The 20,228-nt window shown below is 59.3% G+C and carries 16 protein-coding genes and 1 pseudogene; 6 read left to right on the plus strand and 11 right to left on the minus strand.

The window, feature by feature from the left end:
- Positions 1-311: 311 nt before the first annotated feature.
- Positions 312-1,421, minus strand: a complete 1,110-nt coding sequence (locus J7024_RS14540) for an alcohol dehydrogenase catalytic domain-containing protein (RefSeq protein ID WP_234745150.1) — start codon at positions 1,419-1,421, stop codon at positions 312-314.
- Between the two features lie 133 nt (positions 1,422-1,554).
- Positions 1,555-2,136: an amino acid synthesis family protein gene (locus tag J7024_RS14545; protein WP_234745190.1), complete on the minus strand. Its 582-nt coding sequence runs from the start codon at positions 2,134-2,136 to the stop codon at positions 1,555-1,557.
- A gap of 121 nt (positions 2,137-2,257) precedes the next feature.
- On the opposite strand from J7024_RS14545, the gene J7024_RS14550 reads away from it, so the two are divergent.
- From J7024_RS14550 to J7024_RS14570, 5 genes are all read left to right on the plus strand, one after another.
- Positions 2,258-3,106 carry a fumarylacetoacetate hydrolase family protein gene (locus J7024_RS14550; RefSeq protein ID WP_212061875.1) on the plus strand — a complete coding sequence of 283 codons (849 nt, stop codon included), beginning with the start codon at positions 2,258-2,260 and terminating at the stop codon, positions 3,104-3,106.
- A 28-nt stretch (positions 3,107-3,134) separates the two neighbouring features.
- Positions 3,135-3,698 (plus strand): VOC family protein, encoded by a 564-nt coding sequence (locus J7024_RS14555; protein ID WP_234745151.1) that lies wholly within the window; start codon positions 3,135-3,137, stop codon positions 3,696-3,698.
- A gap of 77 nt (positions 3,699-3,775) precedes the next feature.
- On the plus strand, positions 3,776-5,209 hold the full coding sequence (locus tag J7024_RS14560; RefSeq protein WP_234745152.1) for an aldehyde dehydrogenase family protein: 1,434 nt from the start codon (positions 3,776-3,778) through the stop codon (positions 5,207-5,209).
- 90 nt (positions 5,210-5,299) lie between these two features.
- Positions 5,300-6,913 carry a bifunctional 3-(3-hydroxy-phenyl)propionate/3-hydroxycinnamic acid hydroxylase gene (locus tag J7024_RS14565; protein WP_234745153.1) on the plus strand — a complete coding sequence of 538 codons (1,614 nt, stop codon included), beginning with the start codon at positions 5,300-5,302 and terminating at the stop codon, positions 6,911-6,913.
- 146 nt (positions 6,914-7,059) lie between these two features.
- A complete protein-coding gene (locus tag J7024_RS14570; RefSeq protein WP_234745154.1) occupies positions 7,060-7,755 on the plus strand; it encodes a GntR family transcriptional regulator in 696 nt (231 codons plus the stop codon).
- Between the two features lie 80 nt (positions 7,756-7,835).
- Here J7024_RS14570 and J7024_RS14575 read toward each other — a convergent pair whose 3' ends face one another.
- From J7024_RS14575 to J7024_RS14600, 6 genes are all read right to left on the minus strand, one after another.
- Positions 7,836-8,966, minus strand: coding sequence for a porin (locus J7024_RS14575; RefSeq protein WP_234745155.1), 1,131 nt, complete (start codon positions 8,964-8,966; stop codon positions 7,836-7,838).
- Positions 8,967-9,442: 476 nt separating this feature from the next.
- The gene (locus J7024_RS14580) at positions 9,443-10,786 is read right to left on the minus strand and encodes an MFS transporter (RefSeq protein WP_234745156.1); all 1,344 of its coding nucleotides are present in this window, start codon (positions 10,784-10,786) and stop codon (positions 9,443-9,445) included.
- Between the two features lie 136 nt (positions 10,787-10,922).
- The gene (locus J7024_RS14585) at positions 10,923-12,095 is read right to left on the minus strand and encodes a cytochrome P450 (RefSeq protein WP_234745157.1); all 1,173 of its coding nucleotides are present in this window, start codon (positions 12,093-12,095) and stop codon (positions 10,923-10,925) included.
- Between the two features lie 34 nt (positions 12,096-12,129).
- Entirely contained in the window at positions 12,130-12,585 is a 456-nt protein-coding gene (locus tag J7024_RS14590) for a flavodoxin domain-containing protein (RefSeq protein ID WP_234745158.1), read from the minus strand.
- Between the two features lie 24 nt (positions 12,586-12,609).
- The gene (locus J7024_RS14595; RefSeq protein WP_234745159.1) at positions 12,610-13,863 is read right to left on the minus strand and encodes a hypothetical protein; all 1,254 of its coding nucleotides are present in this window, start codon (positions 13,861-13,863) and stop codon (positions 12,610-12,612) included.
- A gap of 104 nt (positions 13,864-13,967) precedes the next feature.
- Positions 13,968-15,467 (minus strand): APC family permease, encoded by a 1,500-nt coding sequence (locus tag J7024_RS14600; protein ID WP_234745160.1) that lies wholly within the window; start codon positions 15,465-15,467, stop codon positions 13,968-13,970.
- Between the two features lie 423 nt (positions 15,468-15,890).
- On the opposite strand from J7024_RS14600, the gene J7024_RS14605 reads away from it, so the two are divergent.
- Positions 15,891-16,589, plus strand: a complete 699-nt coding sequence (locus J7024_RS14605) for a response regulator transcription factor (protein WP_212061854.1) — start codon at positions 15,891-15,893, stop codon at positions 16,587-16,589.
- Between the two features lie 758 nt (positions 16,590-17,347).
- Here the strand turns inward: J7024_RS14605 and J7024_RS14610 are convergent.
- The 3 genes and pseudogenes from J7024_RS14610 to J7024_RS14620 form a co-directional block, all read right to left on the minus strand.
- A pseudogene (locus tag J7024_RS14610) lies at positions 17,348-17,566 on the minus strand (transposase); the annotation flags it as partial.
- 85 nt (positions 17,567-17,651) lie between these two features.
- Positions 17,652-18,980 carry a hypothetical protein gene (locus J7024_RS14615; protein ID WP_212061852.1) on the minus strand — a complete coding sequence of 443 codons (1,329 nt, stop codon included), beginning with the start codon at positions 18,978-18,980 and terminating at the stop codon, positions 17,652-17,654.
- 106 nt (positions 18,981-19,086) lie between these two features.
- Positions 19,087-20,211, minus strand: a complete 1,125-nt coding sequence (locus J7024_RS14620; RefSeq protein ID WP_062885823.1) for a porin — start codon at positions 20,209-20,211, stop codon at positions 19,087-19,089.
- Positions 20,212-20,228: the final 17 nt, after the last annotated feature.

Consider the following 20,228-nt stretch of genomic DNA (forward strand, 5'->3'; position numbering starts at 1 on the left):
AAAGGTTACGACCAGGAGACTGGTCGCGCCGACCGGCGGAATCAGGGTGTCTTTTCCGATCGTCGGATCGACCGTCGTCGCCAGCGACGGAGATGCCGCAGTTGTCCACACCTGTGCGAATGCATGCCCGGGAATGGAGTCGAACAGGACAGTTCGGGGTGTCGGACCATCGGAAACCACAACGGACCGGCCGTGCGGATCACGGCCGGTCACCACGCGTCGAATGTGCATGAGTTGCCTCGCTGTAAGGAAACGCTTTCGGCCGACGACACCCCGGTGCCGATGTGACGCAGAAGTGTCGTCGATGTGCTTTACGGACAGATCACGTAGTTGCTGAAGCCGCCATTGCGATTCTCGATCCCGCCCAGCGCGACATTGATGTCCTCCAGCTTGAACGTGCAGTGTTCGAAGACCGACAGGTCGACGACCCCGGATTCGACCATGTCCGCCATTTCCTGTCCTTGCCCGGCCGTGAACCACGCGGAGCCGCTCAGGCGCTGGTCGTTGTCCATCATGTAGTGAAGATTGACCGGCACGTCGCCGGCGACCGCGCCGACATTGACGAGATGACCGCCACGTCGCAGCGTCTTCAGCGACTCCTGCAGTGTCGTATGCGGTGCGCCCGGTCCGAGCGCATCGATCACCGCATCGACGCCTTCACCGCGCGTGATGCGCGCCGCCCATGCGTCGACCGGCTCGTCATCGAGCGCCAGGACCTCGATGCGATCCGGCGCAATCGCCTTCACGCGCTGCAGCAATTCCTTGTTGCGTGCGGTGCCGAAAATCTTCCGCGCCCCCATTGCGAGCCCGAACAGTGCAACCCCGATACCGAGCGTCCCGCTGATGCCATTGACCAGGATCGTGCTGCTCGGCCCAACTTCCGCCTTCTTCAGCGCACGATAGGCGGTGCCGAGATAGCCGAAGCGCGCCGCGGTCTCATGGCTCAGGTTGTCGGGTATCTTGACCAGGCTGTATTGCGGCGCGGTCATGAACTCGCACAGCCCGCCGTACGGATAGTCGTCGAAGATGGCCTGCGATCGCTGGCTGAACCCGAAATAGCCGTTGAATGTGTAGTACGGACAGGCCGTGGTATCACCCGAGCGGCACGCGCGGCAACCGCCGCAATAGCGCGCCGGATTCACATAGACGCGGTCCCCCACGTTGAACGCATGGACCTGACTGCCAACCTCCTCGATCACGCCCGTCGCGTCCAGACCGAAAATCGCCGGCAGCCGGGGCAGCGGCAGGTGCGGAAACCATTTCTGCCAGTTGCTCAGCACGTTGCCGAGGTTGGGCACGATGCCACATGCCTTGACTCTCACCAGCACGTCGGTCGGCCGCGGCGACGGCACCGGGATCTCCTCCACCACCATCGGTGCGCCGACATCGTGCATACGTGCTGCTCGCATCATCTTCGTCATGTCTGTCTCCTGTCTGTCACTCTTCGTGTATTCGCAACACACATTCACCGGCCCGGTCATCTGTCTGCGACTCAAGCCGGATCAATGCATAATATCAATTTTTATGCATAAAAACACAAATTCCGCCTGAACTTCATCGCAGGCCGTCGAGACCCTTGACGTCCGACGCCGCGAGGCCGCCCAGTCGCGCGTGCACGCGCCCGCCCGTCGCCATCGCGAGTGCGAACGCGATCTCGTTGCGGCGCGGGCCATCCCAGACGGTCACCTCGCACGTGCCATAGTGACTGCGGACATAAGACGCCTGGATATGGCCCAGCGGGACCATCAGGCGCGTACCGACGCCACCGATCGTCTTGGCCGACGGCACCATTGCTTTCGGCTGGCCCAGCGATTCCCGCATCGCCCAGCCGCCGGCTTCGTGCCATACGGCGCCATGCTCGAGTTCGCCATCCTCGCCAACGATCGCGCCCTTTCCGTAAGCCTGGACGTTCTCCGCGCCGCCGAGCAGCGCCACGAGGCGTGACGAGAGGTCATGCCCGAGTTCGCGCAGCGCCTGCATGAACGGCAGCAGGTCAGGCTCGTACCGCCCCGCATACGGATTCGCGACGATGGCGGTCGCGACCGCAACCCGCAGCGGCTCACTCACGCGCTCTCCCCCTTCATGCCAGACCTCCTCCACATCGAGCTTGATCTTTCTGACATTGACCAGCGGCATCTTTCTGCTCCACGGAAATTGTTCGGATTGCCGGGAGCACAGTTTGTGCTCCCGTGCTTGCATTATATCCATTCCTGTATAATATGCATAAAAACATGTTTTGTGCCCAAATGGAGGAGTAATGAAACTCGTGTCGTATCGCCGGGCCGGCAAGGCCGCTTTCGGTGCAATCAAGGAAGAAGGCGTCATCGATCTCGCGTCGCGCATGCCGGCGCTGGCCGATCTCGCAGCGCTGCTCGCGGATGACGCGGCGCTGAACGAAGCACGCAGGCTCGTCGCCGCGGCCGCGGATTTCCCGTTGGCCGATGTCGAGCTCGAGCCGGTCATTCCACGCCCGAACAAGATCATCTGCGTCGGCATCAACTATGTCGCGCACGCAGCGGAAGCCGGGCGCACGGTCGGCAAGTACCCTGTCATCTTCCATCGTTACGCGGAAACCCTGTTGCCGCACGGTGCACCGCTGATTCGTCCGACCATTTCAGAAAATTTCGATTTCGAGGCCGAACTCGCGGTCGTCATCGGCCGCGGCGGTTCGCATATCGCACCGGAAGACGCGATGAGCCATGTTGCCGGCTATACATGCTTCAACGACGCCAGCGTCCGTGATTGGCAGTTCCATACGCACCAATACGGGATGGGCAAGAATTTCCGCGGCACCGGCGCGCTCGGCCCGTGGCTCGTCACGGCCGACGAAATTCCGGACTACCGTGAACTCTCCGTGCACGGTCTGTTGAATGGTGAACAGATGCAGATCGGCAAACTGTCCGAACTCGCCTTCGACATTCCGGCCCTGATCGCATACGTATCGCAGGCGCTCGACTGGCAGCCGGGCGACATCCTCGCGACCGGCACCCCGAGCGGGATCGGCTTCAAGCGTCAGCCGCCGGTATTCCTGAAGCCCGGTGACACCTTCGACGTGGTGATTCCGGGCGTCGGCACGCTGTCGAACCCGGTGGCCGACGAAGCGTGAGCGATACTCGAACTATCAGGAGACGATCATGGCAGCATTGCCGAAAATTCAGTTCACCCACTGCGGAATCTTCTGCAGCGACCTCGACAGGATGGTCGACTATTACCGCAAGGCACTCGGGTTCGTGATCAGCGACAAGGGTGTCGCGTCGACCGGACACAATCTGTACTTCATGACGCAGGATCCGGAAATCCATCACCAGCTCGTGTTGTTCGATGGAAAGCCCACCAACCTCCCCTTCAACCCGGTCAACCAGCTTTCCTTCCTGCTCGATTCGCTGGACGATCTGCGGACGTATTACCAACGCGCGAAACGCGCGGGCGTCGCCGGTATCGAGCAAGTCGATCACGGCAACGCGTGGTCGATCTATTTCAAGGATCCGGAAGGCAATCCGATTGAACTCTACGTCGACAGCCCGTTCTTCACCGCGCAGCCTTGTCGCGAGCCGCTCGATCTCGATCTCCCAAGCGCTGAAGTCCTGAGACGGACGGAAGCGATGTGCCAGCGCCGCTCGGGCTTCCTGACGCGCCACGCATGGATCGCGGCAATGCGCGAACGCATCACCGCCCAGCGCACCGCGTTCGACGAATAGACATACCAATCCGTAGCGTCCGCCGCGTTCGACGGCAGGCGGACGCCACCCTGCGAAACTGGGGGAGATCACTGGTCATGAAGTGCAATCTGATTGGCGGGTCGTGGCGCACCGGCGCCACTTCACGCCGCAACATCAATCCGTCCGATCTCGACGACGCGATCGGCGACTATGCGTACGCGGATGTCGAACAGGCACACGAGGCAATCGACGCAGCGTGCGACGCTCAATGCGGCTGGCGGGACAGCGGCATCCAGGCCAGAGCGAATGCACTCGACGCGATCGGCAGCGAATTGCTCTCGCGGCAGACGGAACTCGGTACGCTGCTATCGCGTGAAGAAGGCAAGACGCTTGCCGAGGGCATTGCCGAAGTCGCGCGCGCCGGGCAGATATTCAAGTTCCACGCCGCCGAAGCGGTGCGCACGGGCGGCGAGTCCCTGCCGTCGGTCAGGCCGCTCGTCGACGTCAGTATCACGCGCGAGCCGGTCGGTGTCGTCGGCATCATCACGCCGTGGAACTTCCCGATGGCCATTCCGGCCTGGAAGATCGCGCCGGCACTGGCGCACGGCAACAGCGTCGTCTTCAAGCCGGCGGACCTCGTCCCGGGATCCGCGTGGGCGCTCGCGGACATCATCCACCGCAGCGGCATTCCGCCCGGCACATTCAATCTCGTGATGGGGCGCGGCAGTGTCGTCGGCAACGCGATGGTCGCCTCGCCGAACATCCACGCGATCTCGTTCACCGGATCGGTCGATACCGGGCGGAATCTGCTGCTGCAGGGCGCGCGCCAGTTCAAGCGAATGCAGCTCGAGATGGGCGGCAAGAATCCGCTCGTCGTCCTGGACGACGCGGACCTCGACGTCGCCGTCGACTGTGCGATACAGGGCGCCTATTACTCGACCGGGCAGCGCTGCACCGCATCATCCCGTTTCATCGTGCAGAAAGGCATCTACACGCGCTTCGTCAACCGTGTTGCGGAGGCACTCGGGCAGCTCCGCGTCGGGCATGCGCTCGACGCCGACACGCAAATCGGGCCCGTTGTCGACAGCGAGCAACTGCGACTGGACGAAGCGTACGTGGAAATCGGCCGGAATGAAGGGGCGACGCTGATCTGCGGCGGTACGACCGTCGTCCGCAGCACACGAGGCCATTTTCTGACGCCGGCGCTGTTCTCCGATGCGACACCGACGATGCGCATCGCGCGCGAGGAGATCTTCGGCCCGATCGCGTGCGCTATCCCGGCGAAAGATTACGACGAGGCGCTGGAGATCGCGAACGACAGCGAGTTCGGATTGTCAGCCGGCATCTGTACGACGTCTCTGAAACATGCGGCGCATTTCAGGCAACACATGCGCAGCGGGATGGTGATGGTCAACGTGCCCACCGCGGGGGTCGACTATCACGTGCCGTTCGGTGGCACGAAGTCGTCGAGCTACGGCTCGCGCGAGCAAGGCCGATACGCCGCCGAATTCTTCACGACCGTCAAGACCGCCTACACGAAGGCATACTGAGATCAGTCGGGCGACGGTCCGGTGGACCCGCCCGCACCGCCGGGCGAACGTGGTCGGCTCTGGCGGAACGAATATGAACATGGAGGAGATGTGGACTTCGATTTGATCATTGTCGGTCTCGGCCCGGTCGGTGCAGTCGCCGCCAACCTGGCCGGTCAGGCCAGCCTGCGCACGCTGGTCGTCGACAAGTCGCCTACTGTCTACGACAAGCCGCGGGCAATGGGATTCGACCAGGAAATCATGCGAATCCTGGCCAACCTCGGGATCGCAGACAGGATCGCGCAATACGTGATGCCGTACCGCCCGTCCGAATACCGGACGACCGACACGCGGGTGATCCGCCGCATCGACGCGGCAGCCCCGCCGTACCAGCTCGGCTGGGCACCGAACTACGTGTTCATGCAGCCGCAAATCGAAGGAATCCTGCGCGACAATCTCGCCGGCTACCCGTCGGTCAGGGTCGAGCTCGGTGCGGAAGCGACCGCGGCCGAATCGCACGACGATGCCGCATCCGTGACGATCTCGCTGGCGTCGGGCGAGCAACGCACGTTCACCGCGGGCCATGTGCTGGCCTGCGATGGAGGAACGAGCCCGATCCGTACGCGGCTCGGCTTGGACATGGAGGATCTCGACTTCGACGAGCCATGGCTCGTCGTCGATGTGATGCTCAAAGACGGTGCCGGCGAGAGCCTGCCGGCAACCAACGTGCAGTATTGCGAGGTCGCGCGCCCTTCGACGTTCGTCGTCGGACCCGGCCGCTGCCGCCGTTGGGAGTTCATGATCAACGCGGACGAGACGCCTGCCGAGGCCTGCCGGCCCGAATTCGTGAAAAAGCTGATTTCGCGCTGGCTCGCCGACGACGAATACGAAATCTGGCGTGCATCCGCCTACCGGTTTCACGCGCTCGTGCTGCGCCGCTGGCAAGCCGGACGGATATTCTTCCTCGGTGACGCGGCGCACATGACGCCGCCGTTCCTCGCGCAGGGAATGTGTCAAGGCATCCGGGATGCGTCCAATCTCGTCTGGAAGATCGCGATGGTTTCGCGCGGCAAGGCCGGTACGGCACTGCTCGACAGCTACCAGGCTGAACGGTTGCCGCACGTCAAGCGCACGACACTCGTGACGAAGGAACTGGGCAAGCTGATCTGTGAACGCGATCCGGTCGCGGCCAGCGCGCGCGACGAGCGCTTGCATGCGGAGATGGCCGCCAATCCGCAGGGAATGGTCCGGCAATCGTTGATCCCGGGGTTGAGCGACGGCTTTCTGTCCGCTTCGAGCGACGGGCCACGCGGGCTGCTGTTTCCGCAACCACGCGTGCGGACGTCCACCGGCGACGAGCGCCTGCTCGACGACGTGACCGGCGCGACCTTCCGGCTCGCGGTGGACGCACGTACTGATGTCGCGACCGTCGCGCAACTTCGGCAGGCATGCGATCGCCTGCAATATCCGGCGATCCGGTTCGTCTCGATCGGGCCCGACGCGCTCGCGCCCGATGCCTCGCCGGATACGTATCAGGACGTCAGTGGCGTGCTGACCGGCTGGATGGCGCAACACGATTGCCGTGTGGTTCTCGCCCGCCCCGATCACTATGTGTACGGTGGTTGCCGCGAGCCGCATGAGGCGCTTGCGCTGCTCGACGAGCTCGTGGGCGCGCTGGCGACCAACGGCTCGCAAGCACTTGACGCGCCGGCAACGAGCTTTTGATCCGGAACGCGCATCATGTAACAGCCTTCAGCGCTCGGTGCTTCGCCCGAGCGCTTTTTTTGTCCGACGAGCCTTCCGACTCAATCTTGCATAGAAGCGATCTTTGCGCATAAAATTACCGCATTGACAATCCGGAATGCCACGCCATGGATTCGACACCTGCCTCCAATGGTGCCCCGCTCATCGATGTTGCTTTCGCGCGGATGAAAACCTCGATCATCCGGTGTGAACTGGAGCCAGGCACGCGCCTGAAAGTCGAGAGTCTGTCGAAGACCTACGGTCTCAGCAGTTCACCGATTCGCGAAGCACTGAACCGCCTCGCGCAGGACGGAATCGTGCAGGCGGCCGAGAATCGCGGCTTCTGGGTCGCACCGATCAGTATCGACGACTTCAAGGACATCACGCGCCTGCGCGTCCTGCTTGAACACGAAGCGCTGATGGATTCCATCGAGCATGGCGACGACGACTGGGAAGTTGCCGTGCTGACGGCGTTCCATCGGCTGAGCCTCGCCGAAAAGCGGATGGGTACCGGCCCGGTGGCCCTCGATGACGACTGGTCGGAGCGCCATCGCGCCTACCATATGGCGTTGCTGTCCGCGACGCCGAGCCCGCTGCTGCTGAACATGGTCGGATCGCTGTTCGACCGCGCCGAACGCTATCGGCGCTACTCGGCACTCCATCGGACGGAGGAACGCCACAAGGGCGCGGAACACGAGGCGCTGATGAAAGCGGCGATCGGACGGGAAAAGGACAAGGCAGCGAAATTGCTGCGCAAGCATATCGAAGGAACGCTGACTCGAGTTGCCGCCGCACTGGAGCGGCAATTGGCCTCGGTGCAGTAAGTCGCGCGCAGTGCCCCGATACTGCGTCTGCGAATGCACCCCATTGCGACGACGACTCCCGCCACCGTCGCACGGATCAATCAGAATATCGTTTGCATGCCGATCCGGCCGATGAACTGCGAGCGACTGCTCGACGGGCCGAACGTCCCGTTGATCGACGCATTCGCCCCCCCGTTCGTCAGCTGATACACCGATTGCAGATAGACGGCCGTCCGCTTCGACAGATGGTACTTCGCAACGGCCCCCCATTGATGGGCGTGATTGCGGTCGACAACCTCGTTCCCCCACATGTAGGTGTAGGCGAGGCTCGTCGAGAATGCCGGCGTGAACTGATACAGTGCGCCGACCTCCGCCGCGTTGACAACCGCGCCGTTATGCGTATTGTGCGTGTCAGTGAACAGCGCCGTCAGCAGCAACTTGTCGCCGCGATATTTCGCGCCGAGCCCGTAGTTCCTGATGCTGTCGCCGAGCAATGACGCATAACGCACGTCGGTATAGGCCGCGCCGAATGCAAACGCGCCAGCACTATAGCTGGCACCGAAGCTTTCCGCGCTGTTTTGGCGGAAATCCCCCGCCACGCCGCCGAATGCGTACATTCCGCCGAACCGGAATCCTCCCAGCAACGGACTCGTGTACTTGACCGCGTTGCCAAGAGGCGTGTCGCCGTTCATGCGGTCGAAGTCGAACGCCTCGTTCGGCGGAGAATCGGGAATGCCGAGCTTAGCAAACGGACCATCCCGGAAGCCGTAGAATCCGCCGCCATACATCGCCATATCGGCCCCGACATCGGCGAACAGCGTGTCGACCATGAAGTCGTACTGGCGTCCGAGCGTGAGCTTGCCGAAGCGCGCGTTGTCGAGGCCGACCCATGCATTGCGCGCGAAAAGCCCGGTTCCGGTACCGCTCCCGTTGCTCTTCTGAGCGACGAGATTGCCCTGCAGCGTGAACTGCGTCACCAGCTGGAACACCGCGCGGGTACCGCCACCGAGATCCTCGGTCCCGCGAAATCCCAGCAGGTTGGGCAACGCGATGCCGTCGTCGAGCCGCCATGCAGGGTGGCCCGACGTATTGCTGATGTATGACACACCTGCATCGAGCAAGCCCCAGAGCGTCACGCTGCTTTGCCCATAGGCACACGATACCGGGCCCAGGCCCGCTGTTGCGCAGGCAATTGACGTAATGACCCACCTTTTCACCGTCGTCTCCTCCATACCGTTTACGAAGTCGCCAATGTACACAACAAATGCCTAAGCGTCATTTTTGTGCATATTTATATTCTTTACGCACACTCTACACGGCTTTGCAAGACGCAAAACTCCGTGTTTACGCGTGAGTGCGCTGCAGCATGAAGACGCACGCCGACGTCGAAGCTGCAGCTACTCCACGCGCTGCGGCGGTCGCTACGTGGCACGTCAATGACGTTGCAAAGGGCCAGCGATCAGCATCCGGGGGGCGCAGGCCGAGAAGCGAGGCTTCGCTTCGCACCGTGATGGTCTTTCAACGCTGCACGTGTTCGTGACTCAATGACTTTCATAACGGTCACGATGGCGGCGAGTTCGTATTCCCCGATCGCGGCAAGTACGTCCTGCCCGGTTGCGGTGGGGACGCCGTGTCGCACGATCCAATCAACTCCAGACCGCGCTCTGAAGCGGGAAAAGGTTAGGCGAATCGCTGGATTGGATAGCGGTCATTCAGAGACTGGGGGGCTATCTCGATGTGACGAGCCAGGATGTTGGCCGACTACGGTTCTACCCGTAGCAGACAAAAACGCCAGCTGCCCGCATGATGGGGCCTTCAGTGTGCATAGGGTCACCAACCCGAGCACGGAGGAAATACACCCGATAGAGAAATCTGCTCGTATGCCCATATGATCGACGATCAGCCCTCCCACGGCGGACCCAATCGCGATGGCGACTTGAACAACGCAAATGAAGAGCGCCGAACCGACTTCGGGGCAGTCAGCGGCATCGTGCTGAGTCCAGATGCTGAAGCACAACGGGATTGCGCCGAACGCTACGCCCCAAAGCGACAATGCTGCCGCCTCGCCGATTCGCGCGTGATCCAGTAGCACCATCAGCAACAATGCGAAGAACAGCAGAGCCGTCGCGATCGCGGTGGCGACTTTCACGTGGCCATCCATCACCGCCGAAAGCGTCACGTTCGACATGAAGCCGACAATACCAAACACCATAAGCAGGCTTGAAATCTCCGATACCGAAAAGTCCTCTCCGAGACGAGGTTCCAGGTACGTATAGGTGGAAAAATGCGCGCCGAATACGAACGCCACCATCATCAGGCTCAGACGCACGTGCGGCCGGCGCAGCAGCGAAATGAAGTCCTGAACGCCCACGGTGGTTTCAGCTGTCAGCTTCGGCACGAAGGCGACCTGCGCAAAAAGCGCTACCGTTGCGAGGACACCGGTCGCAATGAACGATTCCCGCCAGGATGCGAGCGTAGCGATCAGTGTCCCGAGCGGCACACCAATGACGGTAGCCGATGCAACTCCTCCCAGGATGCATGCGATCGCGCGCGCCGTATCCCGGGCTTGCACCATGCGCCCCACCGCCGCGGTCGCGAGCGTCCAGAACCCTCCCAATGCGATCCCCAACAGTGCCCTGCCAGCAAGCATCGTCGTGAAGTTCGTCGAGTACGCACTGACGAAGCTTGAGCACGTCAGCAATCCGGTTAATATCAAAAGTATGTACCTGCGATCCCATTTTCCAGCAACAACCACCGAGGTCGGCGCGGCCAAGGCAGCCATCACACCGGGCAAGGTCATCATCAAGCCTGCCGTCCCGGACGTGACATGCAGATCCAGAGCGATGTGCGCCAGAATGCCGACCGGTAGAAATTCGCAAGTGACGAACGCAAATGCGCTGACCGCGACGGCCAATACGGCGAACCATTGATGTCGTGAGGTTGGGACATCGCCGGGAAACTTCCCGGACGAGCTGCTATTGGAAGGCATGCTATCGGAGCGCGGATGAGGAATGATGGAAGCAACGGACGATACGGTCGACAGCGTGCGCATGACGACACCGGGCGGGTCGCCGATAGCGGAATGAAGGGAGCGCCCCGAGCAGATGTTGCACGCGAGACGCTCCTCGAGCGCTAGTCCGGAATACGCCCGATCAGCGAGCATCCCCCGATTCGCGCCCTTGGTCACTTCAGGAAAAGCGCAACGGCAAAGTCAAATAGTTGCGAATGCGATCGTCGTGCTGAACCGCGGGCGAGCCGGCTAGTTCCACGCGTGAATAGCGTTCCGCTATGGCTGACAAGATCACCTCGATTTCGACGCGGCTGATCAATTGCCCCGCGCAGCTGTGTGTTCCGATGCCGAACGACAGCATCTGGCTTTCACGCATCGAACGAGTATGGTCGAATGTGTTCGGATCCTCGAACACATCAGGATCCCGATTGACTGCCGCAGTCATGAAGCGAATGACGCTATTTTCCGGGATCACCGTGCCTCTGATCGTAACTGCGGCTTTGTTGTACCGAGTGAAGGACATCTCTGGCGGATACAGGCGCAGGAATTCGTTGATCATCGCCTGGCGGCTTTCGCGATCGGCTTTGTAGAGGTCGAAGAGTTCAGGTTCACGCGTGAAATGCTCCAACGCCGACGCGAGTACGTAAGCCGGATTGGGTGCACCAGAGAAGAAAAAATTGACCATAGCCTGGACGACCTCAGCCTCGGATAGTTCGCCTCGCGCTTGTGCCTCGATTAGCGCATCCGCAAGACCGTTTCCGGGATTTCGACGCTTCTCGGCAACAAACGCGTTGCACCGGTCGAACAGATATTTGAACCCCTCTACCGCATCGTCCAGTTGCGCCTTCGTTGAAGCCGGAGACTGAGCCATGACAATACGCAACCCGTTCTCTATCACGCCTTCGATGTCGTCCTCCGGTATGTCGAAGATGCGACACATCGTGACGTGGGTGGGCACGACACAAATATTGTGATGAGCCTCGACAACGCCATCTTGCGCGACATTGTCCAGCGCGTCGCTCACTAGCGCCTTTGTATGCTTCGCCCACTCTGCGACCATCTTCGGCGTGAACCACTTGTTGAAGTGCCGCCGCAATAACGTCTGCCGCGGCGGGTCGTAGAACAGCACACTCTCCTTGAACACGTGCCACGGGTGGGGTTTCACCCAGTTCGGCTCCTCCATGCTCATCGCCGGATGCTTGGCAAACTCCACATAGTCGGAATACTTCGAGACGACGAACTCACGTTCGCTAATCCGATACACCGGTGCCTCGCGTTGCAATCGCTCATACCACGGGTACGGGTTGTCACGAAATGCGAGGTCCGCCCACGGAAGGTAAGGGTCGTTCATGAAATCGCCTGTTTGATTTTTCATCGAAACCACCTTATTCGCCTAAAATCGAAAGGATGCTTTGGGACCATTCCACCGCCACCTGGTTTGCAGGCATGCCTTTCGATGCATTGTGTCGTCCCGTTTCGCCAATTTGCGTGGCTCCGCACGAAGCGAGCATTTCAGTCAATAGATCGATTGCGCGGTTGTAATTCGCGTAACTGGAATCCCCAAGCCCAAACGCGGCAAATCTCGTCGCAGCCAGATTGGGACGCGTATCGACGAGCGCGCGATAGAACGGCTCGGTCGTCTCCGGCATATCGCCCTCGCCGTACGTAGAGGTAACAAAGATCGCGAAACTGACCGCCTCCAGTTCGTCCACTGCTTGATCCGCCATCGATTTGACGACGCTCGGCATATCTTTCTCGGCGAAGCACATCGCAATATCGTCGGCAACCATCTCTGCGTTACCGCTCTCCGTGCCAAACAGAATCAGAATTGATGCACTCATTTCTTTTTGCTCATATTTAGACGATTACCCCACGCTCACGACCTGCCTTGCCACTTCCAGCAGGCGCCTGCGATCTGCAATTTTCTTGCGGAGCCTGTTCGGCCCCGCCGCATCCCGTTCATACCGGTCCACCTCCAGCCAGCCGGCGTAATTCACGAAATCGGCTGGAAACTGGTCTCCGAGCGCGGCCAATCCGGGCCGGCCGATCGGCAGCGCTCCGTCTTGCACCATCGCGACGATCTGCGCGGCCACGGCTTGTGCGTCTCTGCGATTCGCGGCAACCCCGCCCTTTCCGCCGTTCTTCGCCCAACCGACCTCGAATACATTCAACGCACGCCACGGCCTGCATCGAGCGCCGATATCGCCGACCTCGTTCGTAAAACCAATGGCAGTAACGATCGTGTCGACGTGAAAGCTCACGATACCTTCGGCTTTCGAACGTCCGCGCAAAACGCTCTTCGTCAGCAATGCATCGACCTGCACTGGCGTACATTCGAAGTGGAAAACAATATCGACCAGCGGTTTAGCATATACGATGCGTCTCGCGGCATTCCGCAGCACTTGTGCCTTTTCGCTCTGATCGTCGTCCGAAAGACCCGATGCAGATACCTTTACATGCCCCAGATCACAGAGTTCGCGCAGCATGGCAATGTCAAATTTCGCGTCGCCTGCGCTGGATCTTCCGACGAGATGAATCCGCTCGAGACGATTCGAGCGAAGCATCGATAGCCGCTCGTCGTCGATATCGGAGTTATCGAATTGCTCGATGCGTTTGGCCAGCAACCGGGCAACGTCTATGGCGACGTTCCCGTGCCCGACGATCGCCAACGATTCACCCAAGGAGCAAAATCGCCCTCTGTCATGGGGCAACCGAGGCTCGGGATAGCCGTTCAGCGCCCGCAGTATTTCGCCTGCCCCAACGACGTTTGCTTTCGGGTGTTGTGGAACCGGAAGAACCGAATCCGTTGCCAAACCCGTCGCGAGCGCGACAATGTCGAAACTCTCTGTCAATCGCTCAAACGACAGGTCTTTTCCGATAGTTACATTCCCAAAAAAATTGACCCCCTCGCGTCGAAACAACCGATCGAACTGCATCGCCACGGATTTCGAACCCTGATGATCGGCCGCGATGCCGTAACGCAACAGACCGAATGGCACCGGCTCCGATTCAAACACCGACACTGCAGAATCCGGCCAAACCTTTATCAACGACTGAGCCAGGTAGCACCCGGACGGTCCGCTTCCCACGACGGCAATGGATGGATTAATGATGCGCATGAACGTACCTGGACTGGTCTCTTGAAACCGAGATGAATCGGATGCCGAGTTGCTTCGCGACTGAAGCCGAAGCTATTGCGATTCACATCCGAAGCATGGATATGTCATTGGGTGACGGCGAGAACGGCCTCGTCGTCCGTGTCGCTATCTCGAGACTCGACGTCAGGATTGCGCCCCAACCGCCGGAACACTTCGGGCTTGGCCTTCCTGAAATAAACGGCCAATGCCATCCCGAAAATCTGCACTGCACACAGGCTATAGAGCATCCACGTGCTTTGACCTGGTTCGCCGCCAACGAGAAGCTCGAAGTGCTTGCCAACGAGGACGACGAGCGCAACGAACAGGACTGCGGAGATACCGGGCGCAACACACGCTTTGAAAACGCCTGCACCGATGAACCGCCCCTCGCGGAAATACCAGACGAGACATGAAACATTTACGACGGTCATAAGGATCAGCCCTCCTGCGGTACCGACGCCGGACAGTCGACCGTAAAGCAATTCCGGTTGGGCCCCGGTCACGATGAACGGCAGAAGAACAAGCAGCGTCAGCGTCGAAACCGTAATGGACGAGCGGTGCGGTGACAAATGCTTCGGATGGATCGCACTCAGGTACTGCGGAAATGCGCCATCGATGCCGAGGTTGTGAAGATAACGCGTCAGCACGTTATGAATGGACAAGCTGGATGCAAATGCCGAGGTCAAAACCAGGATCGCGACCGGCGTGCGCATCCGCGCGCTGACGAATTTGTCGAAGGCATTCTGAAACATGGTGGCGGGCGATTGCGTTGCTACGGAGATTACGTCGTGTCCATACACGCGAATAAGTGCATATGCGCAGAACGTATACAACAGACCGATGAAGATCACCGCACCATAAGTTGCTCGCGGAATGGTTCTATCCGGGTCGCGCACCTCGTCACGGAACAAAGCCGTCGCCTCGAACCCCATAAAGAAAGAGACGGCAAACAGCATGGCGAACGGGCTGTTCGCGTTGAACAATCCGGATGGGGAAAAAATGGCGTTCGGCGGCAAGTCGCTTGGGGGATTGCTGCCAATAACTCCAGCGCAGAACGCGACGCAAACGATGACTTCGGCAAGCATTACCCAAGTCAGGAACTTCGCGGATACTTCGATGTGCAGATACCCGAAAATCGCGATGGCAAGCCAACATGCGAGCGTAAAGTAGTACCAGGGGAATGCCCATCCCGTGAGCGTCCGCTGCAGATCAGCGGACGCAACGCCAAAATACGCCGGAACACCGGCAAGGATGATGAAGTACGTAATCGTGGCGAGCAATCCGGCTCCAAGCCCGGCACTCTTGCCCAAGCCATGCGTGATGAATGCGTAGAAGTCGCCCGGTCGCTTCGCAGCATGGTTGAGTGTCAGATACCCCAGCGAGAACAGCATCAGCAGAACCATCGTCGCGATGAAGATGGTAGGGCTGGCTGCACCGCCATACATCAACGCGACCGGCACATATCCCGATACGGTCGTGAGAGGGGCCGAAAAAGCCAGAACGCTCAGCGCAAGACCAAAGGCGCCCATGTTCCCGGTAAGTTTATTTCCCTTCTCTGCAATCGCCCTGTAACCGCTTGTCTTCATTCGAGCCACCTCTTTTCTGTGCGCGGTTCTCTCGGTATCGCACCTTGATACGCGTACCGCGGAACCCGTTGACTTGGTAGCCGAACTATATTCAGCGAATTTCTGGCCAACATCCTCCGAAAGTATCTATACGTCGCTTCAAGATGGAGCGCCGATCGCACGTGGTGCGCCATGCACGACCAAGGTGCAATGACGCGCTTCCAGATCGTGCGTCTACCTCTACGGCACCCGGGGCACTTTGCCGGATTCGTCGCCACCGTCACCGTATACGGGGGCGTGTGACCTGCCAGTCGTCTTGGTTCGGTTCTTGCATCCCATCGCTGAACATCGCGCTAGCAGCCTTTTCGCGTAGGCTGCCAGCGTTCCAGCCTCCGTCAGACAGGTTCGGAAAAGGATCCTTTGTCTATTCCACTTGGATAAACCATGCGATATCACTTGAACGACGATTGCAAGGACTTCGCCAAGCGGACCATTGCATTTTCCCAAACCCTTCTGGAGTCGTCTGCCGCGATCTTTACCTGGATTGACGCTACCCAGAAGATTCCACCGTGCACGGAACACGGCCTCGGCGACGTGATGATTCGCGACTATTATCGAGACTTCAGAGAGTTCGATCCGATCTCCCCCGACTTCCTTTTATCAAACAGATCTTCGGTCGTTACTCTAAGAAAGATCGCAGACAATAGATTTAGAGATTGCCACATCCCGTACGCACAGTTTATGGCGCGGTACGGATTCGTGGACGAGGCCGCCTTTGTCTTTTGGCAGGACAACCGAGCCATCGCTTTTCTCAATGTTCTAAAAGGCAGACACGACAAAACGCTCGACAATGAATCCGTACTCCAGGAAATGCATAGCTATATCCAGTACAACCTGCTCGGTTTGGATTCGATAAAAACCCATCGACGCAATCGGAAACTCACCGAGCACCATCTATTGACAGCTCGAGAGCTAGCGATCACCAACTTGATTGCGAGTGGACTTTCCAACAAGGAGATTTGCCACGAATGCCAGATCGAGCTGGTGACGGTCAAAACGCACGTGGGAAGGGTGCTGGCAAAGCTCGGATTGAATACGCGGTCACAAGTCGCGTCATTTCTGCACTCGATAACCGCAGATTGACCGTTGCAGTTCCGCTTCGTGGCAGCGAAGTCTGATGCGTGAGCTCCATTGCAGTTCAGTTGGAGGCGGGGCGAACCGACGCCGCCCTCAACCAGGCCGTCGAAACGACTTGCGCCCCGCTCCAGGCACCATACGAACGCACGCGGCCGCTGAGCCTGCAAGCTTTCGCAATACCATCAGTTTGACACGCTATGGTTTCGACAGCTTCGTCACAGGTACAGACGAGAGATCGGGTCCGACTTGGCACGTTCAGTGGCGTTTCCACCGCGTAATCTGGCGGTGGCCGCTCCCATGCCGTGATCTGACGTTGGACCGGTTTTTTTATTTTCGGCTACGCTCGGCCGGACTCTGCTCTCCATTCCGCGCGTCGAAACGCAGGTGCGCAACCACTTGTCCGAGGCTGTAGTACGTAACCAAGCTGTTTCGGTCTGACTCAATGTTACGGATTCCAGCATCGGAACCCGTCTGACAAGCAGAGACCTCTGCTGAGTCAATCGGATGACGGCTATGCAGCGATCTCAGGAATATCTTTCGCATGACTCGGTTCCCTGTTGAGTCCACTACTTAGGTCTGCGCGCCAGCCCGACATTGAAGCGCAGAGGTGGTTACGATCGACAAAGCGTGAAGCATCATGATCTGTTCAAGTCGAATGCCGGATCGCTCGACGCCAATCACAACGACATCGGAACGACGACGACCCAGGCGACGTGGACGATCTACACATCGTCTCTAGCGATACCCGATGCCCCTTGCTTGGCCAAGGCTTCCGCCAATAGCTTCCTTAGTCGATCATTCTCGCCCTCAAGGTACTTCAACCTTTGCGATTCAACGCCGTCGTTGCCACCAAACTTCGCCCGCCAGGAGTAGAAGGAGGTATCGCTGAAACCGTACGTCCTGCACAGATACTGGACCGCCTCGCCAGCTTCGGCCTCTCTCAAGAAGCCGATGATTTGCTCGTCCGTAAAGCGCTTTCGCATTCTCAAACCTTCCTCGAAAGTGACCTTTGCTGGTGTCAGGTAGCCTAGCGCTCCAGAGAACAGGTCCGTTTCTCACGTAGCCCCTCTAACTCGAGGCAGCATGTGACGACAGTTCCCTTCGTCGATTGCAGTACGATTCGATACCAACAAAGAGGATCACCTGGACAAGCACCGACACCGGTGTCGCCCACTGGTACAACGATGGGAAGAGCGATGCGTTACCGATGCACACTCCACATAGGGTTGCGATCAGGCATGAGCTCAATCCCGTCCATCGCCAGTTCATGATCACTTGAGGCATGACATCGGGCACATCTCGGGATCGTCCAACCCAGAACTGATCGACGAGAAGCAACGTGACGAAGCAAGCCATGGACATACCGATATAGTTCAGGGCACTCGCGAGCAAGTGCGTACCATCTGAAATCAGCACAGTGGCCGCAACCGCGCAGAAAGCAACGATGACGACTCTTCTGCTGACGGAAACGCCAAATAGATGCTCGAGTGCGTTGACGAAGGCAACGGTGCCTGAGTAGATGTTCCCGAGATTGATTCTGAGCTGCGTCGTACACGCGAAAATGATCCCCCCCGCACCCAGCAACGAAACGAAATAGACGCCGGGATTGCTTTCCCGCATCTGGACAGCGAACCAGATCCCCAAGATCCCGGTGATCCCATAACAGAACGCAGGAAACAACGCGCCGACAAACACGGTCCCTGCTCGGAGTTCTCGTTTGCGCACAAATCTTGCATAGTCGGCCGTCACGAGACCAATGATGAAGGCGAGACCGTTAACGATGCCCAATACTTCAAGCAGGCTGGTGAAGGGGGCTGCCGCAAGACGAATCTCCGGGAGCGGAGCGCCAGCCACGGGAACATCAAGCGCGTTTCTTATCGCCCACACAACAAACACAACGAACAGCACCAGACTCATTGTCTGGAATCTTGCAAGGACCTTCATGCCCGACCACACGAGCGGCAACATGACGAAGACAAGGCAGATGTATATCAACGCATGAGGAGCTTGCGGAAAGAGAGCCTGCAGCGAAGCCCCCATGATGCTGGCTTCTGCGACGAAGTAAGTGAGGCAGGCCACTCCGTAGGCCAGGCTGAATAATCCCGCTCCACGATACCCGAGCACGGTTCTGGCCCAGATATTGATGCCAAACCCTGTCTGGATGGATCGACGAACGAGCAGCACACCGACGAATGTCGAAACGCAGTATCCGTAGGCCAGCCCGATCAGCGCTGCTGCTACGCCAAACCTCACGGTAATGATCGACGCAATCTGAGCAAAGAAAAGCGCGGTCGCAATACCTAACGTAGCGAAGAATATGCCCTTCCAACCGGTCCTTGCATCTTCAGGAACCGGACTGGACGCGTAATCATCATCGGAGTGAGTTGATGCCGGCATACAGAAATCCCAATACCTTCGTGTCAGGAAAATGAGCAACGCGGCGCCGCGGAATTCACGAAGGAATCACCCTCGCATCGGTCCGCGGCGCCTCATACAGATTGCTTCAGAACTTGTGCCGCAGGCCAACGGCTACAACTTCCTGAGTACCTTTGCCCGCCGCAATTCCGTACGACCCGATGGAAGCCTCAGCGGCGCCTTGCCCGTTCTGCCCGCTTGCATGCTGATACCCTGCGAGCGCATAGACGTCGGTGCGCTTGCTCAAGCTGTAGTCGGCCCCGATATTCACCTGGTGGTACTTGGCAGACGAATCCCCCAGTGCGCGCGTGTAGTTGTAGCCGGCGATCAGCAGGAACGCAGGCGTCACCTGATACTGGGCAAAGACCGAACCGTTGTGATACTTCTCCGACCCCGTGAACGTCGATGCCGAATCGGCCGAATACTGGGCATAGCCATACGCCGCGCCCACCGTGAACGGGCCCGCAACGTAATTGGCACCGATCCGGGCGATATTGATCGACCGGGCTGACGCATAAGCCGCATTTACCGGCGAATTGAACAGCGAGTCGGACGAGGAGGTGCCGCGATTGCCCAACGTTGCGTTGCCGTTGTCGATGTGGAGAACGCCGCCGCCGACGCTGAACGACGTGCTTTGATAGCCAACTGCTGCGCTCCACGTCTGCCCCGACCCCGTGGATCCAGCGACGCCACCGAGCGCATACATGACCTCGGCCGAAACACCGCCCCACGACGGACTCACCCATTTCACGGCGTTGTTGAATCGAGCACTCGAATCGTAATTGTCGACGTCACCCGGCGTAGCGAACCAGCCGCTGTAGACATCAGCGGTCAACTGCTGTTCGAGATCGGTCAGCGGATCGTACTGACGACCGAGCGTCAGGGTGCCGTACTGGCTCGAAATGCCCACGAACGCTTGTCGGCTGAACAACTTTCCCGGTGTCGCAAGTGCGCCGTTCGTGCCGTCAAAGCCGCTCTCTACTGTAAAGATGGCCGAGAGCCCGCCACCCAGATCCTCCGTTCCCTTCAATCCCCACAGGGAAGCCGAAAGATTGCTGGGCAACATCCTCACTTGCGAACTCTGCCCGCCGCTGTTGTGTACATAGCCCACACCCGTGTCGACGATCCCATAGAGCGTTACGGAACTTTGAGCCTTTGCTTGCGAGTACGCTACGATGCTCAGTGCGGCGACTGCAATGATTTTCTTGTTCATCCCCCCCCCAAATCACC

The organism is Burkholderia sp. WTPI3 (assembly GCF_021483755.1).
Classification (GTDB): Bacteria; Pseudomonadota; Gammaproteobacteria; order Burkholderiales; family Burkholderiaceae; genus Burkholderia.